We start from the raw sequence: 19404 nt of genomic DNA on the forward strand, positions 1-19404 counted from the left end.
TTTGTATCAGCCAATTTTTGGCTTCCAACCAGCTTAAGCTGAGAGAATTATGATAACCCCAACGACTTCTGCGCCGGGCATGTCCCCGGCTCACCTGCGCAGTGAAATACTGAGCGGTTTTGCTGCATTGCTGTTAGGTATTGCCCTGCCGACGTCGAATCCACTGATTAATATATCTCTGGTTTTAATCCTTATTAGCCTGATTATTAACCGTAAATCACTGCAATTAAAGCCTTTACTGACGAATCCATTAGTCTATCTGCCCGCCGCCATGTTTGCGCTATTGGCACTGTCACTGCTGTTTCATCACAATAGCTATGGCCCAGAAATGGTGAGTAAGGATAAGAAATTTCTTTATATCTTGCCGCTGGCTCTGTTCTTTATTAACCAGCCACAGCGGGTAAAACTATTTTGTATTGGTTTCCTGGCCGCTAACACCGTGGTGTTGGCAGGTTCATTGGCTGTTGGGGTGTTACACATACCAATCGGACATATCGACCCCGCCAATCCAACTCTCTTTAAACTGCAAATTACCCAGAACTTCTTCTTGGCCTTGTCGGCGATACTGTGGCTGATGTTGGCCTTCAAAAATCAGGGCTGGAAACGCTGGGGCTATGGTCTGCTTGTGGCAGCCGCCTGCTACAGTGTTCTGTTTGTGGTCTTGGGCCGCACAGGATATGTCGCACTGGTTGTCGGGCTAGGTGTGTGGCTGTTCTTTTCGCTGGGTCGCTGGCAACGCTGGCTATTCGTCGTGCTGGGGGCCATTGCATTTGTTGCCGTGCTGCTGATTCCCAATAAAACCACGCAGCGGATAACTCAGGGCATTGATGAGATTAAAGTCTGCATGGCCGCGCCTGCGGCTAATGCCACTGGCGCTTGTCGCACGTCGATGGGGCAACGCTCGGCTTTTGCTATTGAGGCCGTCAGGTTAATTAAAGACGCCCCTATTCTGGGTCACGGTGCCGGTGGTTTCTATTACGAAGATCCGGCAATAAATTACAAAATCAACAATCCACATAACCAATATCTGTTGGAAACTATCCAGTCCGGTGTGGTGGGCTTAATTATTTTCCTGGCCTGGATTGTCTGCTGTTACCGTGTTATTTGGCAACAGACACCGGCTCTGCGTAATGTCTTGCTGGCTGTATTGACCAGCTATATGGCGTGTAACTTCTTTAATTCATTCCTGCTGGATTCTTCGGAAGGCCATCTGTTTATGATTTTTGTCGCCATTCTGGCAGGGTATTCTGTAGCAAACACTCAGCAAGGTTCGGATAAGCGGCTAACCGAGTGATAAGCATATTCGATATTACTGGCTAACTCGCGGCTCCTTATGGGGGCCGTTTTTTTACCCCTATCATTATCATGGATTATATCATGATAGAGGTTCTAAAATTTAAGATATTTCTTTAATGAGAACGCCAAAATGTATATTGGAATAGTAAATTATTTAATGAAATGTGAGCTTGCAAACTAAATTAACCCGTTTTATTTACGTTATTTTTTTATAGTGTGAGAATAATGCCCCTTAAATGGGGATAATTCCTACATGATTTTCATCAGCATAGTCTTTCACTTTGGCAGACATTTCAACATGAAACATCAATCTTTCTAATCTTACTATTAAGATAATTCAGTTTTTATTTATTAAAATTAATCCGTTACAGCAGTGTTTTATGCTGATTTGTTTGTTTTATTAAAAGTAAAACACTCACTTTTATCTTTTTTGTGGCGTTAGATTTCCATGGTTTCTGTTAAGGAGGATGAAAATTTAAAAATTAACGTTTTAATAACAATATCAAGGATGAATCTAAATGGATATTGAATGAAATACAAATAATTATTATTTAATCACGTATTTTATTGATTTTTAAGATCAGAGTTGCTAAGCGATATGGTGATAAAAAAGGTATATGGCTTTGTTTTATAAAAACCAAAGTACAAGTTATAAGCCCAGTATTTGTTTGGTTATTTCTGTGATTAAAAGGGCTGTTATAAGCTCGAAAATGAGAAAATGCAGAGAATTCTTCTAAGAAATGGACTATTTTTTTACAAAGAATGGATTGTTTAACTTTTTGAATTTAAAGGTTTTTTTAATTAAATTTTTAAGGGGTAATCATTAAGCTTAGACGATGAAGTTAGCAAGTGCAACATAGCATGAATTCTATTTGTGCTTGCATAATTGAAAGAGTGACATTCTTGGAATCATCCTAAATGGCTTCTATAAATAAAACAGATTTCTATGCTAATGGAATGGCTTTTATTCAGTGAATTAAACTGGGAAGTTTTTCTCTGAATATATAAAATGATGACTCAGATCACTATTAGAAAATTCTGATGTATGTGATAATTTTTGCAACAATTTACATATTGTCATGTTTGGTCTACTTTTCGGACATAATGCAATAGTTTTAAAGGAAGCTATGATAAGTATGTATTTATATCGGTAAGTGGGTCCTGGTGAATCTGTTTTTAGGGTAAACAGAATCTACATTTAACTTAATTTATCCAACGTCATTGAGAACATCATGGCCAATTCATCTACGAATAAATTATCTCTACCGGCCCTAACGTCTTTAGTGGTTGGTTCAATGATCGGTGCCGGCATATTTTCATTACCAGCAACTTTCGGGCGGGCAACGGGGGGGTTTGGTGCGCTTATCGCCTGGTGTATCGCTGGTGGTGGTATGTTAATGCTGGCGTTTGTTTTTCAAACATTAGCGCAGCGCAAACCTAATCTGGATTCCGGTGTATTCATTTACGCCAAAGAGGGCTTCGGGGATTATCTTGGTTTTGCAGCAGCATTAGGGTTTTGGGCCGGTACTTGTATTGGTAACGTTTCTTACTTTGTGCTTATCAAATCAACTTTAGGGGCATTCTTCCCACTATTTGGTGACGGTAATACTATCCCCGCCGTATTGGTGGCCTCCGTTATTTTATGGGGATTTCATATCCTGATATTGCGAGGAGTTAAAGAAGCCGCAGCAATTAATACCATCGCCACTTTCGCAAAAATAATTCCTATCTTCATTTTCGTCATCGTGCTGATTTTTGCCTTTAAAGGTGATGTATTTGCACTGAATTTCTGGGGCACGCCAGATGTGGTTAAGAGTGTTGATTTATCCCATCTGAATGACTACGGCTATGTCGGCCATGCTGCGGCAGTGATGCCAGTGGTTGCGGAACCTGAATCATTATTCTCCCAAGTCCGTAGCACCATGTTGGTGACGGTATTTGTGTTCTTAGGTATTGAAGGCGCGAGCGTTTATTCGCGTTATGCCAAAGAACGTAGTCATGTTGGTATCGCCACTGTTTTGGGCTTTATTGGAGTGCTGTGTCTGCTGGTGCTGATCACCATGTTGTCTTACGGTGTGCTGCTACGTCCTGACCTTGCGGCATTACGTCAGCCATCCATGGCCGGTGTACTGGAAGCTATTGTCGGGCGCTGGGGCGCAATTTTCATCAGCGTGGGTCTGATTATCTCTGTATTAGGCGCTTATTTATCTTGGTCATTGCTGGCAGCCGAAGTGTTGTTCTCAGCGGCTAAGAGTAAAAGCATGCCAAAAGTGTTCGCGACTGAAAACCGTAATTCTGTCCCTTCAGCGGCGGTATGGTTGACCAATATCTTTATTCAAGTGTTCTTAATTCTGACACTGTTTACTGATTATGCTTTCCAGCTAGCATTAGAATTAACCAGCTCATTAACCTTGATCCCTTATTTGTTGGTCGGGGCTTATGGGTTAAAACTGGCCTGGACCGGTGAAACTTACGAAACAAATAAACAAGGTCACAAAAAAGATCTTATTTTTGCCATTATCGCGACCTTCTACTCTGCGCTGATGATTTACGCAGGTGGCATGAAATACTTGCTGCTGTCGGCCATTATTTACGGCCCAGGCACGATTTTGTATCTGATTGCCAAACGTGAACAGCATCAAAAAGCGTTTAATACCTACGAAAGAATACTGTTTATTGTTCTTATTGTGGCTGCGGTCGCGGCGATTTATAGCATCGCCACCGGAATTATCACCATATAATTTATTGGAGCTCTTATGTCAGATAAAGCTAAGAAAACTCATGGCAAGACAAAATTCGGCGTTCATTCTGAAGTTGGCAAGTTACATAAAGTTATGGTCTGTGCGCCAGGGCGCGCCCATAACCGCCTGACACCGAGTAATTGTGATGAATTATTATTTGATGATGTTCTGTGGGTAGAGAGAGCTAAACGCGATCATTTTGATTTCATGACTAAAATGCGCGAACGCGGTGTTGATGTGGTTGAAATGCATAATCTGCTGGCTGAGACCGTAGCTATTCCGGCAGCGAAAAAGTGGATTCTGGATCAGCAAATTGTGCCAAATGAAGTGTCATTGGGCATTCTGCAAGAAACCCGCAACTATCTGGAAAGTCTGGAACCGCGCTTGTTAGCTGAAGTATTGATTGGTGGCTTGTCTACCACTGAACTCCATAAAGATGGCAAATGTGACAAAGAAGAACTGAAGTTGATCCGTGAAGCGGTTGGTATCACGGAATATCTGTTGCCGCCGTTGCCGAATACCCTTTATACCCGCGATACCACCTGCTGGATTTATGGTGGTGTGACCCTGAATCCACTGTATTGGCCAGCGCGTCATGAAGAAACTATCCTGACCACGGCTATCTATAAATTCCACCCTGATTTTGGCGACGCCAATGTGAAAGTGTGGTGGGGTGACCCAACACAGCATCACGGTAGCGCGACCTTAGAGGGGGGCGATGTGATGCCGATTGGTAACAAAACCGTGTTAATCGGTATGAGTGAGCGCACATCTCATCAGGCCATTACTCAGTTAGCTCAATCGCTATTTAAAGATAGCGCAGGGCAAGTTGAGCGCGTGATGATTGCTGCCATGCCAAAACTGCGTGCTGCTATGCACTTGGATACCGTGTTCACTTTCTGTGACCGTGATGTAGTGACCCTCTATCCGGCGATTGTTAATCAGATTCAAACTTTCTCACTGCGCCCAGATAATGGCCCCACCGGCATTAAATTAAGCCGCGATAAAGGCACTTTTGTCGAGGCGGTGGCAGGGGCATTAAACCTGAAAAAACTGCGGGTAGTTGAAACTGAGGGGAATGATTACGACACCGAGCGCCAGCAGTGGGACAGCGGTAATAACATGGTCGCACTGGAGCCGGGTGTGGTGTTGGCTTATGACCGTAATACCAAAACTAATACCCAGTTGCGTAAAGAAGGGGTAGAAGTCATTGAGATCGTCGGCAGTGAGTTAGGTCGCGGGCGCGGGGGCGGTCACTGTATGACTTGTCCAATTATCAGAGAGCCTGTGGACTACTAATCCCCTGCGGCCTTGAAGCCACAGGGTTGTTAGCTGCTCGCACTCACCCGAATCACTGACTTGAGTCAGCTCATCGGGATTCGTTTGCTGGCTGCCTACTTGTGGCTCCAATGACTTTGGGGATGCTCTGCGGCCTTGAAGCCACAGCGGAGTTTGATTAAAAAATAGCCGATAGTGAGTAGCGGAGTCATGCTATTTCGCTATTGGCTATTTCTCCATTAACTTATCTTTACTTTTCATGTAAATAATACTACCCATTTCAGCACTAATTGTGCTGATCTACTTTTAGGAATATCTACAGGGAGATTATTAATCACACGATTAAAAATGCTGGTGCGCCGTATGTCACATATGTCACAGAAAAGTAGCCCAGAAAACAGTAGTCCAGAAAATAAATCGAAAGTGTGAATAACTAATCTGCAATAATTTTGAAAACCTGACTCAACGAGATCTTATAGTGAAGATAAAAACAGTCGTCACCTTGCTTTTAACGTTTCTTCTCGCAGCTTGCGACCGAACTCCCCCAGAAGTCGTGGAAAGTGTGCGCCCGGTAAAAATATTTATCGTCGAAGACAGTGGGCAAAATGGGACTCGTTATTTCCCGGCACGGTTACAGGCGGGTGATGAAACCCAGCTCTCCTTTAAACGCAGTGGGCAGCTGCAACAGTTATTGGTTCGCGAAGGCGAGCAGGTGAAAAAAGGCCAGGTGATTGCCAAACTGAATGACACTGACCTGAGATTGAGAGTCAGGGATCGTCAATCCACCTTTAACCTGGCACGAGATCAATTTAACCGATTCAATACCTTACAAGGGCAAAGAGCAGTCTCACGCGCCGAGTTGGATGTTCGCCGCGCCGAGATGGAATCGGCACGTGCGGGATTAGAAATTGCGCAAAAAGAACTCAGTGACGCCACTATTACCGCCCCGTTTGATGGCATTATCGCCAATGTTAATGCGCGTAACCATCAGGTCATGGCCCCAGGCCAAGCAGTGGCGACATTAAGCGCCTTGGATACGTTGGATGTGGTCTTCAGTGTGCCAGAGCGCCTGTTTACCACGCTCGACATCAGCAACCGCAACTATAAGCCGACGGTATTGCTTAACCATATGCCGGGGCGTGAATTTATTGCTGAATATAAAGAACATACCACCTCGACAACTTCGGCTTCCCAGACTTTCCAGGTGACACTGACGATGAAGCGCCCGGCGGATATGCCATTGCTTTCTGGTATCAGTGGGCGGGTAAGAATTAACTCTGGCAATCTGTCAGGCACTGACCACCCGACCATCGTCGTGCCAGTCGAAGCAGTATTTAACCCTGATAGCACCCAGTTGAATGATGCTCGGGTTTGGGTCATCAAAAATGATGAAGGCCAGTTACACGTTGAGGAACGCAAAGTACAAGTGGGCCAATTGACCGCGAACGGCATTCAAATCACTTCTGGATTGGCTGATGGTGAGCAGATTGTCGCCGCAGGCACCGGTGAGCTTCGTCCAAATCAAGTTGTTCGGGCTTGGGTACGTGAGCGGGGTCTCTAATGAAACTGCTTGATAACTATATCAATAATAGTACCCGTATCTGGCTAACAATTTTGTTGCTGGGTATTGGGGGTGTTATTGCCTATCTCAATATAGGCAGGTTGGAAGACCCGGCTTTTACCATCAAAACGGCGGTAGTTGTTACCCGCTATGATGGCGCGTCGGCGCAGCAGGTTGAGGAAGAAGTCACATTACCTCTGGAGAATGCCATTCAGGAACTCTCTTATGTTGATGATGTGACCTCCATTTCCAGCGCGGGTTTGTCGCAAATCACCATCAATATTCGTGCGCAATATGGTGCGAATGAATTACCGCAAATCTGGGATGAATTGCGGCGTAAGATCAATGATAACAGCGTGCGATTACCGCCGGGTGCCAGTGCGCCGATGGTCAATGACGACTTCGGCGATGTTTACGGCTTCTTCTTCTCGCTCACCGGGGACGGCTACAGCAATCAGGATTTACGCAACTTCGCTGAGCAACTGCGACGTGAGCTGGTACTGGTGCCGGGTGTCGGTAAAGTGGGGATCGTCGGTATTTTACCTGAAGAAGTTCAGGTCGAGATTTCTCGCGCCCAGATGACCGCGGCGGGCATTACGCCACAGCAGTTATCCGATTTGCTTGCCCGTCAGAATGTGGTGTCCGATGCGGGCCAGCTACAAGTGGGCAGCGAGTCGATTCGTTTGCATCCAACCGGTGAATTCCAAAGCGTCCAAGAACTGGGGAATTTATTAGTTAGTCAGCCCGGTAGCCCGAAAAGCGTCTATTTACGTGATATCGCGACTGTAACACAAGGTTTTGGCCATTCACCGACCAATATTTACCGCGCTAATGGTAAGCCTGCATTGGCACTGGGGATCTCATTCGCTCCGAACGTCAACGTCGTGAATGTGGGGAATGCCATTAAAGCTCGACTGGCGCAGTTGGAAGGAGAGCGCCCGTCAGGCATGCATATTAATGTGTTTTATGACCAGTCCCATGAAGTCGAAGGGGCCGTCAACGGCTTTATCCTTAACTTCCTGTTAGCGCTGTTGATTGTTGTTGTCACCTTGTTGATTTTCATGGGGGTGCGCAGTGGTATTGTCATTGCCATCTCGCTGGCACTGAACGTACTCGGCACCTTGCTCATTATGTGGCTGTTTAATATTGAGCTACAGCGGGTATCCTTAGGGGCGCTGATTATCGCGCTCAGTATGCTGGTGGACAACGCCATTGTGGTGGTGGAGGGGATTGTAGTTGGCCGCCAGCGCGGCGAAAGTCTCTCGACGGCGACCGGCAATGTCGTGAAGCGCTCGATGATGCCGCTGTTAGGCGCGACTGTGATTGCCATTTTAGCTTTTGCCCCTATTGGCTTGTCCAACGATGCAACCGGTGAATATTGTAAATCGCTATTCCAAGTGTTGCTGATCTCGCTGATGTTGAGCTGGATTACTGCACTGACGCTGACGCCGGTATTTTCCAAGTGGGCATTCCAGAACCAAAAGCCAGCGAAAGTGGATGCCGATAAACCCGCTAAGCAACCTTATGATGGCTGGTTGTTCCGCTATTATCGTGTGGTATTGAATAAGTTACTGCAATACCGTGCAGTCACTTTGATCCTACTGGCGGCAATGTTAGTGGCGTCGGTGGTGGGCTTTGGCAATGTTCGTCAGAGCTTCTTCCCACCATCAAATACGCCTATCTTCTTTGTTGATATTTGGCTGCCGAATGGCACGGATATCAGTTATACCGAAGGAGTAGCCAATAAGGTCGAGCAGTATATCAAGCAGCAAAAAGGGGTGGCTGACACCATGGCGACGATAGGTCAGGGCGCGATGCGCTTTATGCTGACCTATAACGCCCAGCGTCATTATCCTAACTATGCGCAGGTGATGGTTCGGACTGAACAGCTAGACCAAATCCCAGGTTTGATTGATGAAATCGAAGCCTATATGCATGACGAATACCCGCAAGTTGATGCACAAATAAAACGCATCATGTTCGGGCCGTCAAACAACAGTTCCATTGAAGCCCGCTTTATTGGGCCGGACCCAGAGGTATTACGCAGTTTGGCCGCACAGGCGGAAAAAGCGATCATTGCTGATCCGATGGCGGATGGTGCGCGGCATGACTGGCAAGATCGTAGCAAAATGATCCGGCCACAATTCTCGGACTATCTGGGCCGCGAGTTGGGTGTGGATAAACGCGAGGTTGATGGCACCTTGCGCATGAGCTTTGGTGGCTTGCCTGTCGGGTTATACCGCGATGGCACCCGCCTGATGCCGATTGTCCTGCGCACGCCGGATTCCGAGCGCCTCAATGCCGAACGGTTAAATGACGTGATGGTTTGGAGTCAGGCGCGTCTTGCCTTTATCCCGATCGATAACGTCGTCACCAGTTTTGAAACTGAGTGGGAAGACCCGCTGATTATGCGTTTGGATCGCAAACGGACATTGACGGTGCAAACGGATCCGACCCAGCAGGGCGGCGAAACTTCAGCTGAGTTATTGCAGCGTATCAGACCGGGTGTTGAAGCTGTTCAACTGCCACGCGGCTATGAACTTGAATGGGGTGGTGACTACGAAAGTACCAAAGAAGCACAACGCGGTATTTTCATCAGTTTACCGATAGCATTCCTGATTATGTTTGTGGTGACCGTCTTGATGTTTAGCTCAGTGCGTAACGCGCTGGCTATCTGGCTGACGGTGCCATTAGCGCTGATTGGTGTGACAGTGGGCTTCTTGCTGACCGGTATTCCTTTTGGCTTTATGGCTTTATTGGGGCTGTTAAGTCTGAGTGGAATGTTGATCCGTAACGGTATTGTGCTGGTGGAAGAAATTGGCTTACAGCGGCAGGAAAAACCGCTGCGCGACGCCATTATTGATGCTTCCACCGCGCGTTTGCGTCCTATTATGCTAACTGCATTTACCACTGTATTGGGGCTGGCTCCGCTGCTTAGCGATGCTTTCTTCCAAAGTATGGCGGTGGTGATTATGTTCGGTCTGGGCTTTGCTACCGTGCTGACATTACTGGTGCTGCCAGTGATTTACAGCTGTATGAATCCAGAACCTAAAACACCTTCGCATGACGAGCCAGTCAGTGAATAACGGGTGCAGTGAATAACAAATGGATAGTGGCGTGTTACCGCGCCTGAAATAACCTTAACAGCCCCATTATTGGGGCTGTTTTTTTTTGCGCGACACCCAATGGCCTTGATTCCTTTTGATGTCGCCAAAGCATTCTGTGCACTACCTCTCTTCCTCCTCAGATTACGCACAATTTTGTTCCATAATGAAACGTCATCCACCTATCTACGTTTCATTATGGAACGTTTTCACATTCGATTCTCAGCTTGTTTTTTGCGCTTATAGTGGTTCCAGTTTCATTAAATTGACCCTAAAAAATAGTCATTCTTACATTATATCTACGCAACAGGAGCAAGATATGCTGAAAGTCATTCAATCTCCGTCTAAATATATTCAAGGTGCTAATGCACTACAGTCTATTGGCCAATTCGCTAAGTTACTGGCTAATAACTATTTTATTATTGCTGATGATTTTGTAATGAAGCTAACGGCAGATGCGGTTGGCACCAGTCTACAAGCGAGTGAGCTAGAAAATCATTTTAGCCGCTTTAATGGCGAATGTTCCCGCCACGAAATTGAGCGGCTGACGGTTGAGCTGAAAAAACATCACTGCAATGGTGTGATTGGTATTGGTGGCGGGAAAACCCTCGATACAGCTAAAGCGATTGCTCACTATCAGCATATTCCGGTGATTGTGGTGCCCACCATTGCTTCTACCGATGCGCCAACCAGTGCGTTATCAGTAATTTATACCGAACAGGGCGAATTCGCTGAATATCTGATTTACCCTAAAAATCCTGACATTGTATTGATGGATACCGCGATTATTGCCAAAGCGCCAGTGCGCTTGCTGGTCGCCGGTATGGGCGACGCGCTCTCGACTTACTTTGAAGCTCAAGCTTGTTTCGATGCCAAAGCTATCAGCATGGCCGGCGGCGCTTCGACATTAGCCGCAGTGACTCTGGCCCGTTTATGCTACGAAACCCTACTGGCAGAGGGCTACAAAGCCAAGTTGGCGGTGGAAGCCGGCGTGGTCACCGAAGCTGTAGAACGCATCATCGAAGCCAATACTTATCTGAGCGGCATTGGTTTTGAAAGTAGTGGTTTGGCGGCGGCCCACGCCATTCATAACGGTTTCACTGTATTGGAAGAGTGTCATCACCTGTATCACGGTGAGAAAGTGGCTTTCGGCACCTTGGCGCAGCTCGTGCTTCAGAACAGCAGTATGGAAGAGATCGAAACCGTGCTCTCATTCTGCCAACAATTAGGTCTACCAATCACATTGGCGGAAATGGGTGTTTCACAGGATATCGAGCACAAAATTCGTGCGGTCGCCGAGGCCAGCTGTGCCGAAGGTGAAACTATTCACAACATGCCGTTTGCCGTCACAGCAGACAGCGTTTATGCCGCTATTATTGTGGCTGACCGTTTAGGCCAGGCTTTCCTCGATTAAAGCGTGTGGCAAATTGATAGACAAACTAACTGACTGAGTTTGCCGGTGTTCCTCAGCATCGGCAGCCCTATTTTCCAAGCATTCCCGTTCGCGGAGCATAAAATGAAAAAATTAATTAACAGCGTTGAGAGTGTATTGCAGGAACAAATTAAGGGATTGGTTGAAGCCCATCCGGAGCTGGCATTGCATCAGGAACCGCTTTTTATCACTCGGGCAGATGCGCCGGTGAAGGGCAAAGTCGCCTTGATGTCGGGGGGGGGCAGTGGCCATGAACCCATGCATTGTGGTTTTATCGGCGAAGGTATGCTGGATGGGGCTTGCCCCGGTGAGATTTTCACCTCACCGACGCCAGATCAAATGTATGAGTGTGGCCAAGCCATTGATGGCGGGCAGGGCGTGCTGATGCTAATTAAAAATTACACCGGCGATATTCTGAACTTTGAAACGGCGGCAGAGCTACTACATGCCGGTGGAACGGCGGTTGGCACCGTGGTGATTGATGATGATGTTGCCGTCAAAGACAGCCTGTACACCGCCGGGCGGCGCGGGGTAGCCAATACGGTCATTATTGAAAAACTACTGGGTGCCGCTGCGGTTCGTGGTGATTCACTGGATGAATGTGTGGCGCTCGGTCAAAAAATTAATAATCAAGGGCATTCAATCGGTGTCGCGCTTGGAGCCTGTACGGTGCCAGCAGCGGGTAAACCGTCCTTTATCTTAGCTGAAAACGAGATGGAATTTGGGGTTGGGATCCATGGCGAACCCGGTATCGAACGGCGGCCATTTATTTCTTTGAATGATACTGTGGATGCGATGTTCCAGACCCTAATTGACCACGGCAGCTACCAGCGCACATTGCGTCATTGGGACAGACAGGCAGAAGACTGGAGTGAAACGCGCCAGAGCAAACAACCACTGGCGAAAGGCGATCGAGTCATTGCTCTGGTCAATAATTTGGGTGCGACGCCGCTATCAGAACTTTATGGTGTTTGGCATCGTCTAGCGGCCTGTTGCGCCGACTTTGGTTTGACCATTGAGCGCAAATTGATTGGCTCTTATTGCACCTCACTGGATATGCAGGGCATGTCCATCACGCTTTTGAAAGTGGATGATGAGCTGCTGTCATTGTGGGATGCCCCGGTGAATACACCGGCGCTGGTTAAAAAATAATGCATCAGGAGAAAACCATGGGACTTACCAAACAACAAATTGTCAGTTGGTTACAGCTCTGCGCTGAGGTTTTCAGCGAACAGCGGGATTTCCTGACACAGTTGGATACCGACATCGGTGATGGCGACCACGGCCTGAATATGAATCGCGGCTTTAATAAAGTGGTCGAAAAACTGCCCTCCTTTGCCGATAAAGACATTGGTTTTATCTTGAAGAATACCGGCATGACCCTGCTTTCAAGTGTCGGGGGAGCCAGCGGCCCCTTATTCGGGACTTTCTTTATCCGTGCAGCCCAAAGTACCAATGCTAAACAAAGCCTTGATCTTCCAGCAGTTTGTCAGATGTTTAAAGACGGGGTCGAAGGGGTGGTGATGCGCGGTAAAGCTGAGCCGGGCGATAAAACCATGTGCGATGTTTGGTGGGCAGTGGTCTCGCAACTTGAGCAAGCTAATCAACAGGGTGTGCCGCTGGTGGATGCTTTGCAGCAAACCGTCGCAAGTGCCCAGCAAGCATTGGCAGGGACTATTACTATGCAGGCCCGCAAAGGCCGCGCCAGTTATCTTGGCGAGCGAAGTATTGGTCATCAAGACCCTGGGGCGACATCAGCGATGTTGATGATGCAAGCGCTATGGCAGGTTGCCAGTCACTAATGTGGCTCAGCCGATAAGGTTATCAGGAGGAAAGATGGTCAATCTCGTTGTAGTTTCTCATAGCGCGCTGCTGGCTCAGGGTGTGGCCGAACTGGCACAGCAAATGACACAAGGGGGCTGCCAGTTAGCGGTAGCCGCCGGTGTAGACGATGTGGATCATCCTATCGGCACGGACGCCATTAAAGTGATGAAAGCCATTGAATCGGTTTACTCTTCCTCGGGTGTATTAGTGTTGATGGATTTAGGCAGCGCATTACTCAGTGCTGAAACGGCGCTGGAGTTATTAGACCCAGAGATGGCAAAAAATGTGCAGCTTTGCGCAGCTCCGCTGGTCGAAGGGACTTTGGCTGCGGTGGTTGCCGCCTCGTCCGGGGCCTCATTGAGCGAGGTTCGCGCTGAAGCCATGGAAGCTTTGGCCGCTAAAGCCGCGCAACTCGGTGAAAATGTCAGCACACCTGGTACCAACCAGACTGAAGCTATCAAGGTGACCCCTGATGCACAGAGTGTCAGTTGGGTGGTGCGCAATCCTAATGGATTACATGTCCGGCCAGCGGCTAAATTGGTTGAAGTATTAGCGCCATTTACAGCGGATTTACTGCTAGAAAAAAATGGTCAATGTGTGAATCCACGTAGCCTGAATCAGCTCGCCATTTTACAAGTACGCAAAGGCGATACTATTCGTTTGCTAGCCAGTGGCGAGCAAGCGGGTGAAGCCTTGGATGCTTTTATGCTGCTGGCGCATCAGCACTTTGGCGAATTGGTCACCACCACTGACAGCGGATTTACTGGTGTAATGGTTCCGCGTGGGATTATCACCGCGCCAATATTCCAGTGGCTACCTGCTATTCCGGTATTCTTACCGCAGACAATTAATGCTGGGCAAATTGCTAACGAGCAACTGCGATTACATCAGGCTCTGGCGCATACCATGGCTGATTTACAGCAATTGGCGCAGCAGGCAGAACACCAAATTAGTGCTCAGGCGGCGGCTATCTTTAATGCGCATGCCATGCTAATTGATGATGAAGAACTCTATCTGGCGATGGATCGGCGGATAGAACAGCAGTTAGTGTGTGCAGAGTCGGCATTACAGGATGAGTTAATGAGCATGGCGGCAGACTATTTGGCTCTGGATGATGACTATCTGCGCGTCCGCGAACTGGATATTCGCGATATTCTGAATCGTACTCTGGGCCATTTGACGGGGCTACCGCCAGTCGCCCTTACCCTAGACCGTGAAATTTTGTTATTAGCTGAGGAGCTATTCCCGTCACAAATGATTGGGCTGAATCGCCAGCAAGTAAAAGGAATTTGTTTAAGTAAGGGAAATATTTTCTCTCACAGCGCCATTTTGTCCACCGAATTAGATATTCCGATGTTAGTGGGTGCTACTGGTTGCCTTGAAAGCCGCCATAATGGCCAAAAAGCCCTATTAGATACCGCCACTGGAGAACTCAAACTCCAGTGAGCGGTATTGCCCTGAGTCAACTTAACGCTTTGAAATGGCAGCCTTAATTTAGGGCTGCTATTTGTGGAATTAAACTACGCAGTGGCGTCAAAATCTGGGTTTTCCAGTTATATTGCTCTTCTATTAGTGTGGCGCTTGCATGCCGGATGGTCTCTATTTCAAACTCCGTTAATTGGCCGATATGGTGGATGACCTCCGCTAAATGAGCAGCATCTCCTGGAATATGTAGGAACCCATTAATACCGTGCTCAACTTGCTCACTCAGCCCCCCTGAGTCGGCGACAACTAATATAGCCCCCTGCTTTCTGGCTAACCAGCGTGATTCCATAGGAATTAATCCATTCGGTTCATTTTCGGCAGAAAGAACGCACACGCGGGTATTACGCCACTGAATTAGGCAAGCCATCAGTTCGCGATCAAACGAATTTATAATCGAAGTGCGTACATCCAACTGGCTAGCTAATACTGATAATTCCGGTAAAACAGGATCACTCACGATTACGGCATGGATATCATTACCCAGGTAATTGGCTGCCTTCAGTAACAAATCATAGCGCTTATAATACACGCCTCTCCCTAACGTAATAGCCAGTGGGTATTCGAGTGATATTCCATAAGAAGATAGAGTGCTGCAGATTTCTTGTTCACTGCGTATTCGGAACCAGGGGTCATTGATATTTATCCCGGCGGGAACCGGTATAAATGTGTGTGGATCGGCACCATATTGTGAAACTAAATGATTAGCCAAAAAGTTGCTGATAGCACCGATTTTAATATTAGCATCAACCTTTGCCCATTGAATGGGTAATGATTCAGCCATAAGCCGTTCGGGATTGGGTAGTGGCATTTCATGATTAAATGCGGTGCCGTGAGAAACATAAATAACCTTTAAATTTATCTCTTCTGCTGCGGTATGTAAGCTGGCAATTAAAGGCGTAAATGAGAATGGCAGTTCATGACAGAATGCCAGGGTAATATCGTAATTTTCGCTGATATCAATAATTTTTGCAGCAGCAGCGGCCGAGGATATTTTCCAGTTTTGTATGTCGCCAAGAAAAGCATCACCGTAGGGCCATAAACACCCCGTCGCATTCCCTAATGTCATGTTTGGTACAGTAGAGAATGTACCGCCCATTTCATGAATTTTCTCTATATAATGGGCGTGACTATCAGCATCAAAAAAAATATTATATTTGCTGTATGCAATCTCAATAAAATGTGGCTCTAGCCAGATGTCATGAATAGACAATAAATCTACAATATCAGGAAGTGCTTGAATTTGCCCTCTAATATAAGAGCCGACACCACCAACAAAAATTTGAACCCCTTCTGTAGATAGATGAATAACACCTATTTTAAAGTTGTTTTTTTTGTGAAGTGGAAATATGTTTCCTTGCATATAACCCTCGGAATTTTAACGAGAAATATGATTTATAGATATGTAATTATTAGTCAGGAACTTATCTTCTTCGATACTCTATAATTATTGATAAATAAAAGATCTAAACCACAATTCAAAAATAAATCAATCGCATCCTTTGGCGTTTCTACTATGGGCATACCTTTAGTATTCAGTGAGGTGTTAAGCAAAATAGGTATTTTAGTCTCTTCAAAAAAACAGGTTATCAATTTATGAAATTTTCTATTGATATCCTTTTTAACAGTTTGAACACGAGCACTGCCATCGACATGGACAATTGAGGGGAGGTCAGCTCGGTATTGTTCTTTTACCTCGGCAATATATAGCATGTAGTCACTGTCATGACTCAAATGGAAATAGTCATGCACTTTCTCACACAACACCGCGGGAGCAAAAGGTCGGAAATCCTCGCGAAACTTCACATTGGCATTAATGTGATCTCTCATCTGTGAGCTGCGGGGGTCTGCTAAAATACTTCTATTACCTAAGGCGCGTGGCCCAAACTCTGACTCCCCCTGAAACCAGGCAATGACCTGACCAGATGCAATGGAATCGGCCGCCATGGTTTCAATATCTTCACAATAAGTGTATTCAATTTTATCAGTATATTTTTCAAGTTCTGTCACTACGCTAATATCATTATAGTTTTTTCCAAAATATGTTGAACCAGAATGTTTAACCCGCTCTTTCTTGAGGACTTCCAGCCAACCATAATAACAACACCCGATAGAAAGCCCATTATCACCAGCCGCAGGTTGGATATATAAATTATCGAACTTACATTCATTAATGAGTTTTTCATTCGCCGTGGCATTTAACGCAACTCCACCGGCATAAGCAAAGTTCGCCATAGGATGAAGTTGGTAATAATAGTTAAACAGGTAAAATAAGGCTTCTTCAAGTTTATTTTGTGCCCAATGCGCCAGATCTGCATAATATTGGAAGTTATCTTGAAAATGTGTCGGATGAGTATTCAGGAATGGGTCTATATTTGTCCACCAATCATTACGCAGTATCACTTTCCCTGAATTGAAAAAGAAAGGTTGCCAGCTAATAATATTTGCTCTTCCATAGGGAGCTAGGCCCATTAATTTACCAGCACAGTCAAGTTCACCAAAAATATACAAGGCTATTCCTTCGTAAAATTCCCCAATAGAGTTTTCTATTTCCCATGTTGAAACGGGATAGGTTTTTCTGTCCTTTCTGTTAACCCAGCGAGAAAAGTCTTTAAATATCGGCATCATTTTCCCATTTTGATAGACATAATAACTACATGTTTCCCAGTAGCGGTACCGATTATTAATATGAATATTACCTGTACCGGAGATACTCGTAATCATGTCATTACAATTATCTACACTGCCACCATGTCCATCAATAACGACAACACCCATATCATCATATGGGGATGTGCCTATTGCACTATAAGCATGAGCTAAATGATGGGAAAGTGTTACAACAGGAACCATGGGGGGGAGTTCCCTGTTTTTTCTATATTCTAATTGATCGCTAAAAAGTGGGTTGTGAGAGTTTTGTTCTACAATTAATGAAAGATCATTATATTCAATACCTGCGGCATCTAAACAATACTGAATAGTCATATTGTCATTAAATCCATCATGCTTTATTCTTGATATTCTTTCTTTTTCAATTGCAAATATAATCTCCCCATCCTTCATTAGACAGGTTGAGCCATCGTGGGATAAAACTGTACCAAGAATGTAAATTGGTTTTTTCATAATTAATATCCTTATTAATTTATAACAGAGTTAGTTAAGTCGTTAGTTAAGTCGTTAGTTAAGTAAATAAGCGAGCCTACGTGATATCGCGAGTGTTGTTAATGATGGATTAGCTGCGCCTGGTCGTGGGAATGTACTTGGGCCGATAGCAAATAGATTCTTAATATGATTAAATTCATGATTGTTATTTAATATTTCACCTAAGGGTAAAGTGCTACTTTCATGATTTTCTGTCCCTAGAGGGCTAATCCAAGTTATGGGCACATTGTAATTGGCGATCCTTGATGGTGAAAAAAACTGGTTGTGCACATCTCCCATAGTGCGGGCATGAATAATAAATCCCGCTTCAAAATCTAAAGGTTCAAATGGGATTTTTGTATCATTACATACATCACGCCAAAATATATTTAATTCATCTTTTTCTTTTTGTATTAGACTGTTGTCAACATCACTGAAATCACACGCAATAGTTAATGGCATGACGTCATCACTTGTCTCTACACTGATATTCCCGTGATTGGAGGGTATTTGCTCACCCATTGTCCATACTTCTAATTCAATGCCAAAATCTGATTCACTGACAGTAAAAAATAAATTAAATCTCTCCCCAGATAAACTAGGGCTAAAAAATATAGTGTCGGGATGACTCTCAATTAACTTCCCAATTCTTTCCGGGGCTTTATTGTATTCAAAGGTGACATTAAATCCCTGTACTATATGATCAACAACGCCTGTTATTTTTTTCTCGATTAAATTACCAGAGTCGTAAAGTGCTTGAATGGCTAAGCGTGAATTTTCAATGGTGCCTAAAGCAAGAACGCATTTATCCGCTAGCACATCGTATATCCTATTGTTCTTTATATTTCTTAATTTAGCCCCTATACATTTACCATTTCTAATAATAAGGGATTCAGCTTCATACTCAGATATGATAAGAGGGAGGTCACTGTATGGGGTGTCTTCTTTCCAATAGGATAATGGGGAGTAAGCCTCCCAACGGCCAGATTCCCCCAATATTTTAGTGACTTGAGGGGTTATCTTAAATTCAAAGCCAGCAAAATTTAAAGAATAGTTAGCATCATAGCTCTTTTCTGCCCATGCTAATATTTCGGACTGTACCTGTGTATAGAGAGGGGGGCCTTCTAACCAGCTTTCTGTTAAATCACTGACAATTTTTGCAGGCCAATATTCGAGAATTTCGGCTTCTATTGGTAAAATAACACCATGCCAATAGAGTGATCGGCCACCCACTCTTCGTCGTAAGCATGTTCCTTTTGAAAAATGAGGTTCACTTAAGGAGCACCATGAGCGGTAAGCATATTTATCTAAGTCTTCATTCTTCCAAAACTCATTAGCTCGTTGATATTCTTCGCCTGCATTTATATGATTGCAATCGTCAGCGGGGCCGGCCTCTATAACAACAACATTTTCAACTTTTCTATTGTTTAAATGTTTGGCTAATTCTAATCCTGACATTCCTCCACCTAATATCAGAATATTAACTCTGTCAGGGATCTCTGTCATCTTTGTGGGTGTTATCGAATCTATATTTTTCATTATGCA

The 19404-nt window shown here is 45.3% G+C and carries 12 protein-coding genes; 9 read left to right on the plus strand and 3 right to left on the minus strand.

The annotated features are described in order from the left end of the window. The first annotated feature begins 49 nt into the window (after window positions 1-49). From waaL-ps to dhaM, 9 genes are all read left to right on the plus strand, one after another. Window positions 50-1294, plus strand: coding sequence for an O-antigen polysaccharide ligase WaaL-ps (gene waaL-ps / locus DXZ79_RS03180; protein ID WP_050291568.1), 1245 nt, complete (start codon window positions 50-52; stop codon window positions 1292-1294). A gap of 1234 nt (window positions 1295-2528) precedes the next feature. After that, window positions 2529-4037, plus strand: a complete 1509-nt coding sequence (locus DXZ79_RS03185; RefSeq protein WP_050291569.1) for an amino acid permease — start codon at window positions 2529-2531, stop codon at window positions 4035-4037. Window positions 4038-4052: 15 nt separating this feature from the next. Then, window positions 4053-5336 (plus strand): arginine deiminase, encoded by a 1284-nt coding sequence (gene arcA, locus DXZ79_RS03190; protein WP_038636562.1) that lies wholly within the window; start codon window positions 4053-4055, stop codon window positions 5334-5336. 457 nt (window positions 5337-5793) lie between these two features. After that, window positions 5794-6876, plus strand: a complete 1083-nt coding sequence (locus tag DXZ79_RS03200; RefSeq protein ID WP_050291571.1) for an efflux RND transporter periplasmic adaptor subunit — start codon at window positions 5794-5796, stop codon at window positions 6874-6876. Beyond that, the gene (locus DXZ79_RS03205; protein ID WP_038636558.1) at window positions 6876-9962 is read left to right on the plus strand and encodes an efflux RND transporter permease subunit; all 3087 of its coding nucleotides are present in this window, start codon (window positions 6876-6878) and stop codon (window positions 9960-9962) included. The genes DXZ79_RS03200 and DXZ79_RS03205 overlap by 1 nt, the downstream gene beginning before the upstream one ends. Window positions 9963-10299: 337 nt before the next feature. Further along, on the plus strand, window positions 10300-11394 hold the full coding sequence (locus DXZ79_RS03210; RefSeq protein WP_038636555.1) for a glycerol dehydrogenase: 1095 nt from the start codon (window positions 10300-10302) through the stop codon (window positions 11392-11394). Between the two features lie 102 nt (window positions 11395-11496). Then, window positions 11497-12564 carry a dihydroxyacetone kinase subunit DhaK gene (gene dhaK, locus DXZ79_RS03215; protein WP_162928725.1) on the plus strand — a complete coding sequence of 356 codons (1068 nt, stop codon included), beginning with the start codon at window positions 11497-11499 and terminating at the stop codon, window positions 12562-12564. Window positions 12565-12581: 17 nt separating this feature from the next. Beyond that, the gene (gene dhaL, locus DXZ79_RS03220) at window positions 12582-13214 is read left to right on the plus strand and encodes a dihydroxyacetone kinase subunit DhaL (RefSeq protein WP_038636552.1); all 633 of its coding nucleotides are present in this window, start codon (window positions 12582-12584) and stop codon (window positions 13212-13214) included. Between the two features lie 34 nt (window positions 13215-13248). Next, window positions 13249-14682: a dihydroxyacetone kinase phosphoryl donor subunit DhaM gene (dhaM, locus tag DXZ79_RS03225; protein WP_120011104.1), complete on the plus strand. Its 1434-nt coding sequence runs from the start codon at window positions 13249-13251 to the stop codon at window positions 14680-14682. 43 nt (window positions 14683-14725) lie between these two features. Here dhaM and DXZ79_RS03230 read toward each other — a convergent pair whose 3' ends face one another. Genes DXZ79_RS03230 through DXZ79_RS03240 form a run of 3 tightly spaced genes read right to left on the minus strand, consistent with a single transcriptional unit; the run spans window position 14726 to window position 19398 of the window. Continuing rightward, complete coding sequence (locus tag DXZ79_RS03230) at window positions 14726-16081, minus strand: glycosyltransferase family 4 protein (protein WP_172667609.1); 1356 nt, start codon at window positions 16079-16081, stop codon at window positions 14726-14728. Between the two features lie 53 nt (window positions 16082-16134). After that, the gene (locus tag DXZ79_RS03235) at window positions 16135-17841 is read right to left on the minus strand and encodes a carbamoyltransferase family protein (RefSeq protein ID WP_120011105.1); all 1707 of its coding nucleotides are present in this window, start codon (window positions 17839-17841) and stop codon (window positions 16135-16137) included. 54 nt (window positions 17842-17895) lie between these two features. After that, a complete protein-coding gene (locus tag DXZ79_RS03240) occupies window positions 17896-19398 on the minus strand; it encodes an oxidoreductase (protein ID WP_042562596.1) in 1503 nt (500 codons plus the stop codon). Between the last annotated feature and the right edge of the window lie 6 nt (window positions 19399-19404).

Origin of the sequence: Yersinia rochesterensis (genome assembly GCF_003600645.1) — a bacterium.
Lineage (GTDB): Bacteria > Pseudomonadota > Gammaproteobacteria > Enterobacterales > Enterobacteriaceae > Yersinia > Yersinia rochesterensis.